Origin of the sequence: Cognatilysobacter bugurensis, from assembly GCF_014652095.1 — a bacterium.
GTDB lineage: Bacteria > Pseudomonadota > Gammaproteobacteria > Xanthomonadales > Xanthomonadaceae > Cognatilysobacter > Cognatilysobacter bugurensis.
Map to the genome: position 1 here is coordinate 686,204 of NZ_BMYD01000001.1, position 18,715 is coordinate 704,918.

General features: G+C 67.3%; 14 protein-coding genes. 5 read left to right on the forward strand and 9 right to left on the reverse strand.

Features of this window, described 5'->3' with window-relative positions; translation table 11 throughout:
- The first annotated feature begins 78 nt into the window (after positions 1-78).
- On the forward strand, positions 79-672 hold the full coding sequence (locus IE075_RS03235) for a glutathione S-transferase family protein (protein WP_189453237.1): 594 nt from the start codon (positions 79-81) through the stop codon (positions 670-672).
- An 18-nt stretch (positions 673-690) separates the two neighbouring features.
- On the opposite strand, the gene IE075_RS03240 is transcribed toward IE075_RS03235, so the two are convergent.
- On the reverse strand, positions 691-1,383 hold the full coding sequence (locus IE075_RS03240; RefSeq protein WP_189453239.1) for an alpha/beta hydrolase: 693 nt from the start codon (positions 1,381-1,383) through the stop codon (positions 691-693).
- Between the two features lie 692 nt (positions 1,384-2,075).
- On the opposite strand from IE075_RS03240, the gene IE075_RS03245 reads away from it, so the two are divergent.
- Complete coding sequence (locus IE075_RS03245; protein ID WP_189453241.1) at positions 2,076-2,483, forward strand: hypothetical protein; 408 nt, start codon at positions 2,076-2,078, stop codon at positions 2,481-2,483.
- 160 nt (positions 2,484-2,643) lie between these two features.
- On the opposite strand, the gene IE075_RS03250 is transcribed toward IE075_RS03245, so the two are convergent.
- The 7 genes from IE075_RS03250 to IE075_RS03280 form a co-directional block, all read right to left on the reverse strand.
- Positions 2,644-2,880: a hypothetical protein gene (locus IE075_RS03250; protein WP_189453243.1), complete on the reverse strand. Its 237-nt coding sequence runs from the start codon at positions 2,878-2,880 to the stop codon at positions 2,644-2,646.
- Positions 2,881-3,319: 439 nt separating this feature from the next.
- Positions 3,320-4,474 carry a serine hydrolase domain-containing protein gene (locus IE075_RS03255; protein ID WP_189453246.1) on the reverse strand — a complete coding sequence of 385 codons (1,155 nt, stop codon included), beginning with the start codon at positions 4,472-4,474 and terminating at the stop codon, positions 3,320-3,322.
- A gap of 172 nt (positions 4,475-4,646) precedes the next feature.
- Positions 4,647-5,753, reverse strand: coding sequence for a HupE/UreJ family protein (locus tag IE075_RS03260; RefSeq protein ID WP_189453248.1), 1,107 nt, complete (start codon positions 5,751-5,753; stop codon positions 4,647-4,649).
- A complete protein-coding gene (locus IE075_RS03265; protein ID WP_189453250.1) occupies positions 5,753-6,814 on the reverse strand; it encodes a tetratricopeptide repeat protein in 1,062 nt (353 codons plus the stop codon). The genes IE075_RS03260 and IE075_RS03265 overlap by 1 nt, the downstream gene beginning before the upstream one ends.
- A gap of 203 nt (positions 6,815-7,017) precedes the next feature.
- A complete protein-coding gene (locus IE075_RS03270) occupies positions 7,018-8,424 on the reverse strand; it encodes a DUF4331 family protein (RefSeq protein ID WP_189453252.1) in 1,407 nt (468 codons plus the stop codon).
- 427 nt (positions 8,425-8,851) lie between these two features.
- Complete coding sequence (locus tag IE075_RS03275; RefSeq protein ID WP_229792289.1) at positions 8,852-10,990, reverse strand: TonB-dependent receptor; 2,139 nt, start codon at positions 10,988-10,990, stop codon at positions 8,852-8,854.
- Positions 10,991-11,112: 122 nt separating this feature from the next.
- Positions 11,113-11,871 (reverse strand): hypothetical protein, encoded by a 759-nt coding sequence (locus IE075_RS03280; protein WP_189453255.1) that lies wholly within the window; start codon positions 11,869-11,871, stop codon positions 11,113-11,115.
- Positions 11,872-12,320: 449 nt separating this feature from the next.
- On the opposite strand from IE075_RS03280, the gene IE075_RS03285 reads away from it, so the two are divergent.
- On the forward strand, positions 12,321-14,447 hold the full coding sequence (locus tag IE075_RS03285) for a M13 family metallopeptidase (protein WP_229792290.1): 2,127 nt from the start codon (positions 12,321-12,323) through the stop codon (positions 14,445-14,447).
- Between the two features lie 174 nt (positions 14,448-14,621).
- Positions 14,622-15,833, forward strand: a complete 1,212-nt coding sequence (locus tag IE075_RS03290; RefSeq protein ID WP_229792291.1) for an RtcB family protein — start codon at positions 14,622-14,624, stop codon at positions 15,831-15,833.
- Positions 15,834-15,857: 24 nt separating this feature from the next.
- Here the strand turns inward: IE075_RS03290 and IE075_RS03295 are convergent, their stop codons facing one another.
- On the reverse strand, positions 15,858-17,882 hold the full coding sequence (locus tag IE075_RS03295; RefSeq protein ID WP_229792364.1) for a hybrid sensor histidine kinase/response regulator: 2,025 nt from the start codon (positions 17,880-17,882) through the stop codon (positions 15,858-15,860).
- 280 nt (positions 17,883-18,162) lie between these two features.
- Here IE075_RS03295 and IE075_RS03300 point away from each other — a divergent pair, with 280 nt between their 5' ends.
- The gene (locus IE075_RS03300) at positions 18,163-18,687 is read left to right on the forward strand and encodes a type 1 glutamine amidotransferase domain-containing protein (protein ID WP_425489332.1); all 525 of its coding nucleotides are present in this window, start codon (positions 18,163-18,165) and stop codon (positions 18,685-18,687) included.
- Positions 18,688-18,715: the final 28 nt, after the last annotated feature.

The window sequence follows — 18,715 nt, forward strand, 5'->3', positions numbered from 1 at the left end:
GCGCGCCACGACGGCGCGCATCCCGATCAAACCGCAGCCATGATTAAGCGCCGATCAAACCCGACGGATGCCGCCACGATGACCGACCCCGCTCTGCAACTCATCCACACGCCTCGATCCCACTTCGCGCGCAAGGTGCGACTGCTCCTCGATGGACTTGGAATCGAGGCCGAACTGATCGATGCGGTCAACGCCGCGGACCCCGATCCCGCACGCTTTGGCCCGAATCCGCTGCTCAAGGTGCCGACACTGATCGATCACGGTCGACCGGTCTTCGAGTCGGACCACATCGCGATGCACCTCGTGCGCACACGCGACCCCGATGATCGCTTTGACGTGCTCACCGCTGACGTCGACGTGCTGAACGCCCGGGCAGTGCTCAACGGCGTCATGGCGCTCGAGGTCGAGCTCATCCTCGGCGCACGCAGCGGGCTCGATACCGCGCAACCGCGCTTCGCAAAGATGCGCGAGGCGATCGAACGCAGCCTGGCTTGGCTCGAGTCGAACGCCTCGGTGTTCGAGGGGCCCGTGTCGTACCTCGGCTTCCATGTGCTTTCGATGCGGGATCACGTGGCCCTGTACGACCTGGTGCCGCTGGACTATCCGCGTCTGCAGGCGTGTGCCGACGGCATTGCCCGGTTGCCGTTTACCGAGAGCTCGAAACCGGTGTGACGGCCAGCAGCCGGCGTCTCAACCCGTGCGCCACGGGCGCGCGGACGCTGCGAACCAACTCAGAAAGTCGCTCTGCATCGCCGGCTCGAGCGTATGGCCCGCGTCGTGCAGCCTCAACTCGTGCGCCACGCCGAGCGTCTCCAGCTGTGCGGCGGCCCGCGTGGCCCACTCAGCGGGCAGCACGTCGTCCTCTCGACCGTGGACGATCAGTGCGTGCAGATGTCTTGCATTCTCCCCGTCGGCGAGGAAGGGCTCGAGCTCGGGCATGACACGGCCGCACAGCATTGCGAAGCCGGCAACCGATGCGGGCGATGTAAGCGCCGCCGCCGCCGCGAGCATGCCCCCTTGGCTGAAGCCCGCGAACACAGTCCTAGCAGGCGCGATGTCGTGCCGGCCTTGCAGCTGGGCCACGAACTCGATCAGCTTGAGGCGCGCATCCTCTGCCTCGTCCTCGACGACGCGCGGTTCGTCCTCGCCGAGCGATTCGCGGAACCAGCCGAGGCGCTCGCCGCTGATGGTCTGTTGACCGCGCGGGAGGACGACGAGGACGTCGTGACCCACGCGCGCGCCGGCATCCGCCAGCTGAAGCTCATCGCCACCGACTCCGTGCAGGAGCACGAGCAAGGCGCTGGGTGTTTCAGGCACAGGCTCGAGCGTGCGGAACGCGAACGCATAGTGCGCGTCGTGGAGCAGGTCGCCGGGCGTCTTCATCAGGTGTGAGTACGGGAGTAAGCGAGCGGTCGCGTTGTCGCCATGCTGCGGGTCGAACGGTGCGCGCAATGTCGACAGCCGGGCCGGCGTGCGGTCGACACTGCGTCCCGGTAGGCGTTCGCCGCAGTCAACCTGAGACACCGAGTGTCTACGGTGCGAGCCGACGTGGGCGTGGCGAGGGGCGGATATGCGGGTAGATGGCACCACCGCGCCCATCCGATGCCGCTAGCTCCGGCTGCGCGCGAGCGGCCGCGTTAGCGCGGGACCTCTAATGGGCGAGGACCCTGGCCAAGGATGAGTTTTATCAAGCTCACTCCGAGAACAGGCGCGCCGAGTGCGTTGGTGATCACTTATCAAATTGTGCAAACACTAAACAGTGGATACGTAGTTTCTTCCGCGATGCGCGCGTCGGCTCCGAAAATTTGGGGCGGTATCCGCGAATAGCAAAACAATGCAGCTGCCTAGCTGCGCCATTTAATGGGAATCGTCGCTTGGAGATTGCCGCCGTCATCAACGCGACGGCCACGCATCGACGCGGTCGAGACAACCCAGTGTCCGCGCTATCGGCCGCTTGTGTTTGGCTTGGATTATAAATTTCTACGTTCGCTGTACAGGTGCATGTGGATGATGGGAAATGTGCGCGGCCTGGAACGATGGGCAGCCACGCTCCCTTCATCGTTAGGAGAACCGACATGAAACGGACACTGTTTACAACGCTTGGGCTTTCGATCCTGCTCGCGACGGGCTGTGCAAGTACGCAGTACGCGGAAGACACCTCGGCCGACGTGGGCTTCGCGGACTGGGATGCGGACCGCAATGGCATGATCGCGGATGCCGAATTCCGCGCGGGTTTTACGCAGAACGGCTGGTTCAATGAGCTCGACCGTGATCGCGATGGCCGGGTAACGAACGAAGAATTCGGGATGGCGTCGACCGGCTGGGGTCTAGACGGCAACGCGTTTGCCACCTGGGATACGAACCGCGACGGCGTGCTGGATGACGGCGAGTTCGGTACGGGCGCGTTTTCGACCTGGGACCGCAACCGCGACAGCATGCTCGACGACAGCGAGTTCGCAGCAGGCGAGGGCTGGTTCGACTGAGCCTGCTGTGCGGCCCATTGAGGTTTGATGGCAGCCGGGAACGAGTCGGCATCCGCGCATGCCGGCTCGGTTTCGTTCTGACTGAACGGCGGTGTTGGTCGGCGCGCGCGCACCAGAAGCCGAGCATGTCTCTGCAGCGCATACAGACGAGGCAAGACCTCTAGGCCCGATCAGCGCCGCTGAAGGTGCCATGCCTGGTCTTCCATTCGAACTCGATGCGCGCCTCACGGCGCCGCGCGGATACGGCTTGCTCGACATCGTGATCGTCAACGAAAACGCCGATGCCGCGACGACGTTGGCGGCTCTGCTGGAGCTCGAGGGGCACCGCGCCCACGCTACTCACCGCGACCGAGTCGGTTCCGTTGCCGGACGCCGCCTCCGCTTCCGTGCTCGACATCGGTCTCCCCGACCTGTCAGGCCACGAGCTTGCGCGGCGATTGAGGCGAACGTCGCGTGGCAGCAGTTGCTGCAGTACGCGCTAAAGAGCTATGGGCAGACGCGAGAGCTTGCGGCGTCCAAGGAGGCCGGGTTCGGCCGGCGTTCCGTAAAGCCCTCGCGGCGGTAGGTGCTGCTGGATGCGTTCGCGCCGGACACCCGAGCGAAGCCGGGTGCGGGTGCGTCGCAGCAATCTGGCGCCGAGGGCGCGGTCTAGTACATGCGGTAGCAGGCTTCGCCGTCGAGGAGGTCGGTGAGCAGTGCGTCTGTCGGCTGCGTCGGTGCAGCGACACGCGGAGCGCACTGCCGTCGAAACCCGGCATACGCCGGCTGGCGCGCATGCGGTACGGCAGAAGCTCGTCGCGACGAGGTCGTGCCGACGGCGCCGGGCCAAACCTCCGTCAGCGCGCGGAGCCGCCGGGCGGCTCCAGTGCTGCGAGCACCCGCGTGACGACCCCGGGGAGGTCAGGGGTCCAACGCAACACGACGACGAGGTCGTGCTCGCGGTCGACGTAAACGTAGTGGCCACCGAAGCCGGCGCCCCAGAACGCCGATTCGGGCGCTGCCGGAATCGCCTCGCGCCCTGTGTTGAGCCACCACAGGAAGCCGTAGTCCAGCTTCACAGGGGAGGGCCGGGTCGCCCGGTCGATCCAGTTGCGCGACACCAGCTGGCGCCCGCCCCACTGTCCGTGGCGCAGCATCAGGAGCCCGAAGCGCGCATGGTCCGCCGCGCTCACGAACATGCCGCCGCCGAAGTGGCCGCCGCCCGACACCGACTGCATGCGCAGACCGTCGAGCTCGATCCAGGAGTTCTCGTAACCGTGCCACCGCCACGTGGGGCTGGCGCCGATCGGGTCCATGATCCGGGCTTTCAGCACGCGCGGCAGCGGCTCCCGCATGACGTGCAGCAAGGACAGCGCAAGCAGGTTGATCCGCACGTCGTTGTACTTGTAGTGCGTTCCGGGCGCATGCAGCGCCCGTTTCGATGGATCGTCGCCGACGGGGCGGTCGGCCCAGTCGTGTACGTCCCACAGGGCGCCGCTCCAGTCAGACGTTTGATGGAGCAGGTGCCGCCAGGTGATCGCCCCGTTATGCGGCCGGTCGTACCACGGGCCCGGAACGTAGGATGCGACGCGGTCATCAACCGATGCGATGAGGCCGTCGTCGACGGCAAGTCCGGCGACCGTCGACAGGTAGCTCTTCACCACGCTGAAGGTCATGTCGACGCGGTGGATGTCACCCCATTCGGCCACGATGCGGCCGCCGCGCACGATGAGGCCGCTTGCCTCGCTTCGCGGCGTGAGTGGGCCGAGGATGCGGTAGTTCGGTTCCTTGGCGCCGTACGCGGCCATCAGCACAGGGCGCAGGTCGGCTGGCTCTACTTCGGCCTTTTGCTTTGCGTAGGACACGGCCGCTTCGAGCCGCGCGGGGTCAAAGCCGGCGGCCGTGGGGGATCTTCGCTCCCATTCGTGGCGCGGGGGGACGTAGTCCGATGCATGTGCGGCGCCGACCAGCAGCGCAGCGGTGAGCAGGACAGAGCGGATGAATCGGCGCATGGCAGCGGCCCGTGCGGGAGGACGGTGCAGCATAGGCCTGGGCGACAAGGTCGCGCCTTGCGGCTGCTGTCAGCTCAGTGGGGAAGCGTCCGCGCCGACGCGGCACTTGCACCGCGCTTCGGTCTGAACGCGTCGTCCAGGTCACGAAGACCCCGCCTCGATCTGACCTCGCTCAGCCGGCCAGCCGCTCCCAGAGCCAATACCCGGCCAGCGCCGCGATCGCGATCGAAAGCGCAGGCATTGCCCATCGTGCGTACCAGCGTCGGTCGCGCACCGCGATGAGCAACGGCAATGCCGCGGCCACCACTGCGATCTGTCCGAGCTCCACGCCGACGTTGAAGCTCACCAGCGCCGCCAAGCGCTCCCGCGTGGGCAGGCCGAGCTCGCCGAGCGCGCCGGCAAACCCGAAGCCGTGGATCAGCCCGAACATGAAACCGACCACCCAGAGCCGTCGCGTCACGATCGGCCGCACGTTGTTCAGCGCGGCCAGCAGCACGCTGCCCGCGATGGCCGCTTCGACCCAGCGCGATGAGGGCGTCACCCAGCCGAGTGCTGCCAAGGTCAGCGTGATCGAATGCGCAACGGTGAAGGCGGTAACGATGCCGACCACCGGGCCAATGCTCTCGCGCCACCCCGCAACCGGCCGCCATGCACCGCGCTCGCGCAGCAATGCCGCGGGCAGCAGGAGCGACAACAGGAACGCGAGGTGGTCGTAGCCGATCAGGATGTGGTGCACGCCTTCGCGCAGATAGTCGACCCAGCCCGAGCGACGTGCGAGCGCCACATCGAACACCAGCGGTTCGTCCCGCGCGATCGCGACGCTCGTTTTGCCGCCGCGTCGAAGGTTTACGAGTGCACGGTGCTGTGGGTCGCGTTCGCGCATGAGGCTGTAGTCGAGCTGCAGCGCGCCGCCGCCCGGGCAATCAGCGGTGTAGGGCAGGTGCGCGTAGACCCCATCCTCGTAGCGCCGCACCCCGAGGCCGGACGGCTCCAGCGTGCAGGCCCTGCCGCCGGAGGACACGACGACGCCTTGTTCGACGAGACGCTGGATCGCAGGCTGCGCGTCCTGCAATTCACCCCAGGTCACGCGCTCGTCGCGGTCGGCGTCGAGCGGAATGCTGAGCGCGAGGTCGCGGACCGCGACATCGAGTTCCATCCGAACCGGCGCGTCTTCACCTTCAACCGCGATGTCGACGTGGGACATCGACACGGTGTGCGCGTTGGCGAAGCCCGATGCCGCGAGCAGCACGCACGTAAGCACGCGGAGCGACATTCGCATCAGCGCGCTCCCCGCTGCGGCGACGGCAGCTCGACATTTTGCGACGCCGCCCACGCAGCCACGGGCGCCCAGGCCTGCGGCGACTCAGCCGCCGTGGAGGCGCGGCGCAGCAGGTCCACATCTTCGCGATCACGCTGGTGCTCGAAGTTGCGCTGCGCGAGCGGCAGCGCGCGCTTCGGATCGTTGCGCAGCGTCAGCCAATACTCTGCCTCGTCGCGAAGGTCAGGCTCGAGGCCCAGTTGGCGGGCCAACTCGAAGCGGCTTGCGAGCATCTGACCGAGGTCGCGTGCGTCCGTGCGTCCAGCCTGGTGCGCGGCGAGCGCGCGCTCGAGCAGGATGTGGTCGCTGGCAGGCGCGTCGGCGAGCGCCTGCAGCGCGTCGGCGGGCCGCCCGGTCTCCCGCAGGTGGCGTGAGAACGCCGCGAGCGTGCGGACATCGCGCGGACCCACGGCCAGGGCCTTGCGGAACCATGCATCCGCGTCGGCATCGCCGCTGCGCGACGCGGTTTCCGCGCGCATCAGCAGGGCGTGGCGTGCGCTCTCGCCTTTGGGCGACGCACGTCCGATCCAGTGATCGAGAAGTTTCTTCGTTTCATCATAGCGACCGCGGCGCAGTTCGACCGCGGCGATGCACAGGAGCCCGCGGTCCGCGTCGAGGCCGACGGCGAGGCTCGCGCACTCGCTGCGTGCGCGTTCGACATCGCCGCCTACGAGGAGAATCTGCGCGCGCGACAATCTCGCGTCGGCGTCGCGCGGGTCGCGCTCGATCGCGCGGTCCAAGAGCTTGAGCGCGGTGTCGAAATCGTGCCGGTATTGCGCCACGTACGCTTGTGCGCGCAGTGAGTCCGGCGTCTCGCGCCGGCCACGGTAGCGTTCGAGGATCTTTTCGGCGCGAGCGATCAGCCGGGCGTCGCCGGAGCGGGCGGCAATCGCGATAAGCGCATTCGCGTCGGCCACCGTACCCACCGCCGCCTTGGCGTTGGCCTGCGCGCGGGGCATCACGTCGGCATATCCGCTGGGGAGCACGTCGATGACGGCATCGCGTCGCAGCGGCTCGCTCACGGGCGGGCGTTGTGCCCACGCACAGGCAGGGCCTAAGAGCATGAGAAAGAAGAGGAATCGCCCTACGGCATGCATCGGTGCCTCCGGCAGAGTGCAGTTGGCGAGCAGGTTGTAATCGAACGAATTGTCACGTGCTGCACGGCCAACGGCCACGCGAAAGCCGTGCGCCCGAAGGCGCACGGCGTGGTCTCGCACTTGATGGATTACGGGGCGCCGCCGTCATCCGGCGGAGCAACTCCAAACGGCGAACCCGGCAACGGCGTGTTGAGGTACGGGAACGATGTCTTGAAGCGGGCTGCAGTGACGAGTGCACCGTCCGTGTAAGGCAGCTGCCCGGAAGGCGCGACGTCCTGTGGCAGCAGCGCACCCATCGCGACGCGCAGTTCGATATCCACCACGTCATCGCCAGGACGGCGACCGTTCGGGAAGCCCGCGACATCGCCGGCCAGAACGGCGAGCGAATCCTGCTGCGCAGCCGGCACCGGAGCGATCGACGTGTTCAGCCGCATCATCTCGGCAGGGCGAACGTTCGCCGGCTGGTTGAGGCCCGGCACGCCGGTCAGGAACGCCTGCACCAGATCCTGTCGCGGGTACTGGCTCGGCGCCTGCACTTCGGGGAACAGGGTCTGCAGCAGCACGGGCAACGTCGGATACTGGACGTACTTCGCGAACGCGGCGTCACCGCGCGGCGAGGTGCGGTTGAACTTGTCCTTGTCGGGCAGGCCGATCACGACTTCGTTCACAAGCGGCGCGGACAGGCGCGACACCTGTGTGAAACGGCCGTGCTTATTCGGCAGCGCCGCGGTGGCCCAGGCACCGATGATCGGACTGCTCGCGGTCGTGAGGCAGGAGATTGGCACTTCGAGCGCGATGGTGGTGACGTTCTTGTTCTCGAGCGCGTTCTTGCCGAGATCCCGCTCGCCGACCGGGTTGAGGTTCACGAGATCGAAGATCTCGCCGACATTGACGACGAAGCCCTCGCGACGCTGGCCGACAAACACGCGCGACTCACCGGCACAGTTGTCCAGACCGACGCGATAGATGTGACTGTTCGCGTAGCTCTCGTAATCGGGGATCGACTTGTTGCCGATGTTGTCGATCGGCTTGTAGAAGAACGGCTTGTTGGTGTCGAGGTTCTGCGCGAGCTTGACCTTGCCCTTGTGCACCGATGCGAAAGCGTAGGACTCGATGCGATTTTGTACCGGCTCAGGTTCCGGGTCGCCGCCAAACGGGCCGATGTTGATCAGCGGCACCGCGACGTCCTGGCCGCCCACCGGAACTGTCAGTCCCTTGATGCGGTTTTCAAAGCGGAAGTAGAACGACGTGTCGGAGTAGGCGTCGCCGTTCGCATCAACGTGGATCGCATACAACGCGTCTTCGTCCATCGTGAAGTAGTTGGGGCCGCCGAACGGGTCCTGGAACGGCTGGTAGTTCGCGATCAGCGTGACATAGCCTTCGCGGCCCGGTTCATAGCTGCGGAACATGTAGAAGTCGGTGTTGTCGACCTTCGGCATCTCCGTGATTTGCGGAGCTTCGCGATGGCTTGAGCCGATCGCGGCGCCGCCGATAACGAGACCGGTAAGCGCGACGGCTAGGAGCGTGCGTTTCATCGAAGTGTCCTTTCTGGGGGAGGGAGTGGCGCGCAAGTCGCGCCAACCGACGGAAAAGTCGCTGCCTCGTTCCGATCTGCACCGGTGCGATCGTTTCCGTTCGTCTGAATCTACGGGCGAGAGACGCGGTCGGATGCGACGAATTTGCACACGCGTTCAAGCCCATGCACATGTGAGTGCATGAGCCGGCCGATGCGGGGTCGCCGCGCCACGGTCGCTCGTCGCGACGACTTCGTCGCAAGCGCAGCCGCTGTCAGCTAAGCAGCGCCGAAGCTTCACCGCTCGCGTCTGCGCCGCGCGGCTGTCATTGACGGTGCTGAACAAAGCATTGCCAGCGGCCTCGTCAGATCAGTTTTTCTCGCTGAACGTCTGAGTAACAGGACCGTGTGGCCGTTTGTTATCGGTCCTGTGTCGCAACTTCGACCAGTCAAAAGCGGTAAGCGAAGCTCATGCGGATGCTCCTTCGCGGAAACACGTGGTAGTGGACGTCGTCGACACCGCTCGCGCTTTCTCCAGGCAGGCGCGAGGCATAGAAGTAGTCGACATCGTGATCGCGGCTGTCGAGCGCGTTGAGCACGTCGACGAACAGGCCGAAGCGGCTCCACTCGCGCCCGACGCGCAGGTTCACGATCGTGGCGCCGTCAGACTCGACGCTGCCATCCTCGATCAGCGGGTAGCGGCCGAAGTGACGCAGCTGAGCGTTCGCGGTCCAGCCGTGAGCGTACCGGCCTGCGATGCCCGCTGAGATGACGAGCGGAATCGCGCCGGGGACCTCCGGGCCGGCCGGGTCGTCGTCGCGGAAGCGCGCGTGCGAGTACGAGACTTCGAAGTGGCCCGTGTAGCGCTCGCCGCCGAACCAATGCCCGCCCAGCTCCACGCCGCGCCGGGCACTCGGACGGCTCGCTTCCGTGTTTCCTGCGTCGCCGACGAACACGAGTTCGGAGTCGAGGCGAAGCGCCCACAGCGCAACCGTCGCCTGGAAACGCTGCGAAGAGAACAGGCGCGCGCCGAGCTCGGCGCCGATCGACTCGACGAGCGGATCCACGCGTGAAGCTGGCTCTCCCGTTACGGGGTCGACGCGGATCGTGGTGCCGCGCGCATCGTTGGAGTGGAATCCGGTGCCTCCGCTCGCGTACCACTCTGTGCGCGCCGACGGCGCGAACGCGACGCTCGCCTTGTACGAGGTGATGCCCGCCCGGGCGTCACCCGAGTTGAGCAGCAGGGCGCTTTCGACGTCAAAGTCGTACTCGTCACGCCGCACGCCGAGATACGTGCGCCAGCGCGTTCCGAAATGCGCCTCGTGCGCTGCGAACACGCCGAGGCTGCCTTCGTGCACTGCGTCGTCCCGCACCGCGGATACGAATTGACGCCCGGCGGTGCGCAGCAGCGCGACGCGGTCGATGTCGTCATAACGGCCCTCGACGCCGACGCGCCAGCGGTCCGCGCCACGGCTCCATTGCTGCGACGCGCCGAATCCGTAGAGCGTGCGATCGTCCACCTGCTGGAACTGATCGCCGTTGTCGGGGTCGTCGAGCAGGTAGGTGAAGTTCGACCACAGATCGAGCGAACTGCGCACCGCGTAGACGTGCGCCTGCAGGCGGCCGCTCAGAGCAACGCCGTTCCAGCCCGCAGAGATGCTTTCACGGGACGCGTCGCCTCCCACCGTTGTGTCGAGCGACCCGAACTCGGAGATCAGGCCCTGTTCGACCGCGCGTGCGGGGATCTGATCGGCCGAGTTCCACCGGTTGCGGTACGCCATGCCCATGATGTGCCACCGGCCGTTCGCCGTCGGCGCGCTGTAGCGCAGAAGGGCGCTTCGCTTGCGCACGTCTTCATCAATGTCGTCCCAAGGTCCGTCATAGCGCTGCAGCTCCGCGGCGTACAGCACGCTGCCGCCGGCCGCGTCGAACGAGTCGACCACGACGCCGCGCGCGTAGCCATCGTCACCGACGCCGACCTCGACGTTGCCGTCGTCGACGCGATCGGCGATGCGGAACCGTGCGCTGCCTGCGGAGGCGAAGTCGCCGACGTCCGCGTAGTACGGGCCCTTGCGGTAGGTGATCTCGGCCACCGCCTCTGGAATGACGAAGTTCAGATCCGTCCAGCCGTGGCCGTGGCCGTGCGTGCGCATGTTGACCGGCATGCCGTCGACGAACGTCGCGAAGTCCGTGCCGTGATCGAGATTGAAGCCGCGCAGGAAATACTGGTTCGCCTTGCCGCTGCCCGAGTGCTGGGTGGCGACCAAACCGGGTACGAACTCGAGGAGATCGCCTGTCCGAAGCAACGGACGGGCTTCGATCTCGGCAGGGCCTATCGTGCCTTCGGACGCGCTCACGGCGTCACCGACGAGGCTCAGGCGTCGCCCGACGACGACCACGCGGTCGAGGTCGGCCGCATTCGCGTTTGCAGCAGCGGCGGCCGTTGTGGGCGCCAACGGGGCGGCGGCGTTGTCGGTGGCGACGTTCTGCGCAGCGGCAAGATGAAACGGCAGCATTAGCGCGGCGCAGGACACGCGACGCATCGCCACTCGGGCGTGTCGGCCCGGTGGACGTAAGAAATGGGACATGGGTGTCTCCGGCGCGATGCGCCATGGAATGACACCGCCGATGCAACGCATCGCGACACAACGGCGGCACGGGCGCGCCTGGCCGCGCACCCCGCGAGGGGCGCGTGCCGACGCGGCCTGCGTCAGACCGATGCGTGCGGGGAGGGGGGACGCTCTGGCGCTTCGCCGTGCCAACGCGCCGAACCACTGCGCACGGCGCAGTGGAGCGCGGTCGCATGGTGGACGTCGATTGGCGTGAGCCACGGGGCCGCGAGCGACCAGCCGGGTTCGAATGCGCTGGCGAGCGTCTCGAGGGCCGCGACATTCACTTCGCTGGGAAGGAGCACGACGCCCGCTGCTTCGACCGCGTGGCGGTGATCGCGCGTCACGTCGTGGCGATGCGCTGTTCTCGGCTCCGGGGCGGCAAGGGTGGCGTCAGGCGCGGCGTTCGCGAGCACAAAGCTCGGCGCTGCTTCATGCGCAACCCTATCGACCGTTGCCATCGAGTCTGCCCCTGAGTCAGCCGACGGTGGCACATGCGCCTGATGCGGGTCGAGCGAATGGTCGCGCCCATGCGCGTGGCGATGAGCTCGCGCGTCCGGCACAGGCCGCCGTGTATGCGTACTGGCGTTCGCTGCGGAAAGCTGGCGTTCGACCCGATTCATCGCCTTGGACGGCGCGGACGCGTTAGCTGCCGCCTCGAAACCCGTCAGCGACGAATGCGCCGCCCAATGCTGATGGGCTGGAGGCGCCTCGCACGGCGCCGTTACGGCACACACGTGGAGCATGGCCTTAGTTCCGGCCGCGACCGCCGTTACCGGCGCGTCCACATGAAAATGAGCGGTTGGGCGGAGGGGTTCGACATGGCGCCACCAGCCCTGCGCAACGACCAGCGCGACCACTACGCACGCCGCCGCAACGATCGCGATGTATGCGCGAGCAATCGGCTGCCTGGCGCGACACGCTTTCAAACCGTGGACCTCCAGATCGGCCAGGCGGGGGTGCGAACAACGCAGCGTGGGTCGACGCCTCAGGCTCCGGTGGACCGCGTGACGCCGATGGGAACCGCCGTGGTCGTACGACCGCAGGGCGGCCACTGCATTCGGAGTTACGGCAGTGCGCAGCAGCTGGATGCAGTAGCAGCCCACCGTGGGCCGACGGGGGCTCAATACCGGCACAGCGCTGCCTGCGCGCGCAGACCGTCGCGCATTCTGAATGCGCGCTGGGTCCGGTGGACCGGCCACGTTGCGCCGCGTCACGGCCGGCCACATCCGGACAACGCCGGGCCTGGGATTGCGCCTATGCTCCGGCCACTGCGCCGCGTGCGCCCGTTCCCGTCGGAGATCCAGACTTGAAGACGACCCTGCTTGCCACCGCGACCGCCCTCGCGCTCTCGCTCGCCTTTCCCGCCGCGGCGACAGACGCCGACCGCTGCCTCGACGCGTCGTGCGACCTCCGCGCGCTGTACCAGACCGACGCCGCGCCCTCCGGCGCGTCGGACAACGCGCCGATCGCCGCGCAGAAGCTCGGCCGCTGGGGTATCGACACCGCGGGCATGGACCCGACCGTGAAGCCGGGCGCCGACTTCTTCGGCTACGTCAACGGCAACTGGGCGAAGAACACCCCAATCCCGGCCGACCGCTCGAGCTACGGCGGTTTTGCCGTGTTGCGTGACCTGTCGGAGGCCCGCGTCCGCCGCCTCGTCGAGAGCTACCCGGCCGCTGACCCCGCAAGCGGCGACGACCAGGCGAAAGTCGCCGCGCTGTATCGCGGCTTCATGGACGAGGCGGCGATCGAGAAGGCCGGTGCAAAGCCACTGCAGCCGGCGCTGAAGGACGTGCGCAACGCCAAGTCGAAGGAGGACATCGCCGCGCTGATGGGCCGCTCGAACGCCGGCTTCGGTCGGAGCTTCTTCGGCATCGGCGTGTCCGACGACCAGAAAGACCCGGACCGCTACACGCTCTACATGAGCCAGTCGGGCCTGGGGCTCGGCGACCGGCAGATGTACCTCGACGAGAAGTTCGCGCCGCAGCGCGAGCGCTACCAGGCGTACATCGCGCAGATGCTGGGCCTGGCCGGATGGGACAAGCCGGCCGAAAACGCCGCTGCGATCCTTGCGCTCGAGACGAAGCTCGCCGAGGCGCACTGGACGCGTGCCGAGAGCCGTGACCGCGACAAGACCTACAACCCGGTCGAGACCGCCGAACTCGCTTCGAAGGCGCCCGGATTCCCGTGGGCGACGTTCTTCAAGGCCGCAGGCGTCGAGAACACGCCGCGCGTCGTCGTCCGCCAGGACAGCGCAGTCCCGAAGATGGCCTCCATCTTCGCAAACGCCGACCTCGACACCCTCAAGGCCTGGCAGGCGTTCCACACCACTGACCAGGCTGCGCCGCTCCTGTCGAAGGCGTTCTCCGACGCCGAGTTCGAGTTCCGTTCGAAGTTCCTGTCGGGGCAGCCCGAGCAGCGTGAGCGATGGAAGCGCGGCGTGGCGTTCGCCGAAGGTGCGATGGGCGAAGCGATCGGCCGTGACTACGTGCAGCTGTATTTCCCGGCTGATTCCAAAGCGAAGATGGATGCGCTCGTCGCGAACGTGAAAGAAGCGATGCGTGCACGCCTGGATACGCTCGAGTGGATGAGCCCGGAGACCCGTAAGGAAGCGCACGCCAAGCTCAACGGCTTCGGTCTCAAGATCGGCTACCCCGACAAGTGGCGCGACTACAGCGGGCTGCAGGTCAACGCCGGCGATGTGTTTGGCAACGCCGAGCGCGCCGCGAAGTTCGAGTGGGATTACGACCGCGCGCGCATCGGCCAACAGGTCGACAAGGGCGAGTGGGGCATGACCCCGCAGACCGTCAACGCGTACTACTCGTCGGTCAAGAACGAGATCGTGTTCCCGGCCGCGATCCTGCAGCCGCCGTTCTTCGACCCCGACGCCGACCCCGCCGTGAATTACGGCGCGATCGGCGGCGTGATCGGGCACGAGATCATCCACGGCTTCGACGACCAGGGCCGCAAGTCCGACGGTGCCGGCCTGCTGCGCGACTGGTGGAAGCCCGAAGACGCGGCGAAGTTCGAGGCGCAGGCGTCCAAGCTTGGGGCGCAGTACGAGGCGTACGAGTTCCCGCAGCTGCCGGACATGCGCATCAACAGCAAGGTGGCGATGGGCGAGAACATCGGCGACCTGGGTGGCATCACCATCGCGCTGGAGGCCTATCGCCGCTCGCTCGACGGCAAGCGGGCACCGGTGCTCGACGGCTTCACCGGCGACCAGCGCTTCTTCATGGGTTGGGCGCAGGTGTGGCGCACGCTGTGGCGCGATGACGCGCTGCGCCAGCAGCTCGTGAACGGCACGCATTCGCCGGGTCAGATCCGCGCATTTGCGCCGCTGCGCAACGTCGACGCGTGGTACGACGCGTTCGGCATCACGAAGGCCGATCCGTTGTGGGTCGCGCCGGAGAACCGCGTGCGCATCTGGTAAGCAGCGCCGGAGACGGACGGAGCGGGGCCGGCCTTCGGGTCGGCCGTTCTTTTTTGTGAGTTACGAGGCGGTCGGTCGGTCGCGACGCACGCGCCTGGTTTCGCGGCCGGCGGCTCATGCCTCATAAAGCGGCCGCGCGCTTAGATGCGGTCATTCGCAGCCAGTGGCGCCGACATGCAACTCATCGACGAACAGGGCCATGCGCCGATCAAGGCCTGGGTAGACGGGGTGCCCGTCGAGCCCGAGGCCCTGCAGCAGCTTCGCAACATCGCCTCGCTGCCGTTCATCCATTCGCACGTCGCGGCGATGCCGGACGTGCACTTCGGACTCGGCGCGACCGTGGGCTCCGTGATCGCGACCAAGGGCGCGATCGTGCCGGCAGCCGTTGGCGTCGACATCGGCTGCGGAATGATGGCGGTGCGTACCTCGCTGACGGCGGACGACCTGCCCGACAGCTTGGCGCCACTGCGTAGCGATATCGAGCGCGCGGTGCCGCACGGCATCGTCAACACGCCCGGTCGCCACGACCGCGGGAGCTGGGCAAAAGTGCCGGACTCGGCGGGGCGCCGATGGAAGTCGTTGCAGGCGCGCTTCGATGCGATCGAAAAGCGCCATCCGCAGATCCGGATGAAGCATTCGCCCGCCAAGCAACTGGGCTCGCTCGGTGGCGGCAATCACTTCATCGAGCTTTGCCTGGACGAGTCGCAGCGCGTGTGGGTGATGCTGCACTCGGGCTCGCGCGGCGTCGGCAACCGCATCGGCACGTACTTCATCGAGCGTGCGCGCGAAGAGATGCTGCGCCAGAACGTGCATCTGCCGGACCGGGACCTTGCCTACCTTCGCGAGGGCAGCGCGTCCTTCGACGACTACTGCGATGCGCTGGAGTTCGCCCAAGTGTATGCGGCGGAGAACCGTCGCCAGATGATGGACACCGTGCTCGCGGCGATCCGTCGCCAACTGCCGACGTTCACGCTCGACAAGCACGCGGTGAACTGCCACCACAATTACGTTTCGCGCGAACGGCATTTCGGCGAAGACGTTCTAGTGACGCGGAAAGGCGCCGTGAGTGCGCGCGAGGGCGAACTCGGCATCATTCCGGGCTCAATGGGTGCGCGCAGCTTCATCGTGCGCGGCAAGGGCAATGCGGAGTCGTTCTGCTCGTGCTCGCACGGCGCGGGCCGCGTGATGAGCCGCACCAAGGCGAAGGCGACGATCAGCCTCGACGAGCACGTGGCCGCGACGCGGGGCGTGGAGTGCCGCAAGGACGCCGGCGTCATCGACGAGTCGCCGCGTGCCTACAAGGACATCGAGGCCGTCATGGCGGCCCAGTCGGATCTCGTGAGCGTGGAGCACACGCTGCGCCAGGTGGTGTGCGTCAAGGGCTGATCGCGTCTGCCGTCTGCGGCGCCGTCAATGCGACGCGCGCTGCAGCACGTCGGCGAGGCGCGCCGTGTCGACCGGCTTGACGAAGTGGTGGTCGAACCCGGCCTCGAGCGCATCCGCGCGGTCCTGGTCCCGCCCGTACCCGGTGATGGCGATCAGCGTCGCGTCGGCCGTCTCGGGCGACGCCCGCAACCGTCGTGCAAGCTCGATCCCGTCGATGTCCGGCAGCCCGATGTCGAGGAGGCAGACCTGCGGCCGTTCGCGCTTCGCCCGGGCGAGCGCGTCGCGGGAGTTGTGCTCGACCGTCGCGTGATGGCCGATCATCTCGACGAACATCGCAAGGACCTGCGCAGCGTCGTCGTTGTCGTCGACGACGAGCACCGACAGCCCTTGCCCCGTCTCGGGCGGGAGGAGGGGGGCCGCGCCGTCCGCCAGCTCGGCACCTGCCGGGTCCAGCCGCGGGAGGCAGATCGTGAAGCGGCTGCCGTGCCCCGGTCCCGGGCTCGACGCACTGATCGTGCCGTCATGCAGCTCGAGCAAACGGCGCACGAGCGCGAGGCCGATGCCGAGCCCGCCTTGAGAACGATCTGACGTGCGCTCGGCTTGCGAGAACAGGTCGAACACGCGGTCGACGAGTTCCGGCGCCATGCCGATGCCCGTGTCGGTGACCGCGATCTGCAGTCGGTCGTCCTCGGAGCTGAGCTCGATGCCGATCTCGCCGCGCTCCGGGGTGTACTTGGCCGCATTCGTGAGCAGGTTGGCGACCACCTGCACCAGGCGCTTGCTGTCGCCGAACACGATCGCCGGATCAGCGAGCAGCCGAATCGTCATCCGATGCCCGCGCTGCTCGATCAACGGCCGCACCTGCTCGACGGCTTCCGCGATGATGCGCTTCGCGTCCAGCCGCGACTTCTCGAGCCGAACGAGGCCGCGCGTGACGCGCGAGACGTCGAGCAGGTCGTCCACGAGGCCGGTCATGTGCCGCACCTGCCGCGCAATGATCGCGCTGGTCTGCCGGACGTGCTCGGGGTCGGCACTACCGAGCGCAAGCAGGTCGGCGGCTGCACCGATCGGCGCCAGCGGATTGCGCAGCTCGTGCGCGAGCATCGCGAGAAACTCGTCCTTTCGGCGATCCGCCTCCCTCAGTTCGTTCTCGGCGCGCACCTGTTCGGTGATGTCCATCTCCGCGAGCACCGCGCCGACGCGCCTCCCCTGGTCGTCGGTCACCGGGGCGGCGCTCATCAGGCAGACGCGGCTGGTCTCCGGGTCGTCGAACCGACGGATACGGATGATGTCGTGGCTGGCGTCCTCGCCACGCAGCACGCGGGCCGTTGGCCACTCCTGGGCTTCAAGCCGCTGGCCGCTGCGGGGGCCGCCGTCGGCCCAGTGACCGGTCCAGTCCGCGAAGTCATCGACCGACCGCACGGCCGGTTGCGGGTGGCCCCAGAGCCGATGATGCGCCCGGTTGGTCCGGCGCACGCCGCCCCGAGCGTCGCTGACGACGATGCCCACCGGCGCGGCGTTGAGCACTGCGTCCAAACGGCGACGCTGCGATTCCGCACGCTCCGCAGCAACGCGCGCCTCGATCGCGCACCCCTGCAGCGCGCGCTCTGCGCTCACCCGCGCGGTGACGTCGGTCGATGAATGCAGAATGCACAGCAGCTTTCCGGTCTCGTCGAAAACCGGAGCGTTGACGGCATCCCAGAAGCGTTCCTCGTATCGCATCTGCCCGTCATCCGTGCGCACCTCGACCGGATACCGCTGGGCGACGAGGGCGTGCGCACGGCCTGACTCGCGCACCCGCGCAAGCGAGTCATGAAGCGCCGCGACGCCGTTGTCGTCCTCGTCCTCGGGGTTGGCCGGAAACGCTTCAAAAAGGGTCCGCCCGACCAGTTGCTCGCGACTGCGGCCCACGCGGGCCAATAACGCATCGCTGACGGCCACGATCACTGCCTCGCTCGTCGGGCCGAGCATGAGCATCGGCGCCGGCGACTGGTTGAATGCGGCTTCGAGCAACGGACTGGGCAGTTCGAGCAACGGGCTGGGCAGCATGGACACGGGCGGTACGAGGACGCGGCAGCATCGCCGAACGGATGCGATGCACGCATCAACGCTGGGGTTAATTCAGCCCGAGCAGAGAGCGGGGCCTGGGCGCGATTAGCGCGAGTTTCCGTGCATGTCCGGGGGAGGCTCACGACGCTGCGTCCGTCACCCGCGTTCCGCGGACGCGGTTCACGCCTATGCAATGCGGGGACCGGGCATGAGCCTCAGTTCACGCCGGACCCATGCGCGCCGTCCCAGCATGAGGAGTTCATTCGATCGGGAGAACACCATGCCGACCAAGCGCATCGCCATCCTCGCCACCGACGGCTTTGAGCAGTCCGAACTGATGAAACCCCGTGAGCAGCTGAAGTCTGCGGGGTTCGCCGTCGATGTGATCGCACCGAAGGGTGGCGAGATCCGCGGCTGGAACGATAAGGACTGGGGCGACAGCGTGCCGGTCGACGTGGAGCTCTCCAATGCATCCCCGGACGACTACGACGCGTTGGTGCTGCCGGGCGGCGTGATCAATCCGGACAAGCTGCGCATGGAATCGAATGCGATCGAGTTCGTGCGTTCGTTCGACAGCGCCCGCAAACCACTTGCGGCGATCTGCCATGGGCCGTGGTTGCTGGTCGAGTCGGGGGTTGCGAAGAACCGGACCGTGACCTCGTGGCCGTCGGTGCGCACCGATCTCGAGAACGCAGGCGCGACCTGGAAAGACGAAGAGGTCGTCACGGACGGGCACCTGATCACAAGCCGTAAGCCCGACGACATCCCGGCGTTTACGAACGCGGTCATCAGCGCGCTGCAGTAAGGCGTACCGCCAAGCCGCGCTTCGCTCT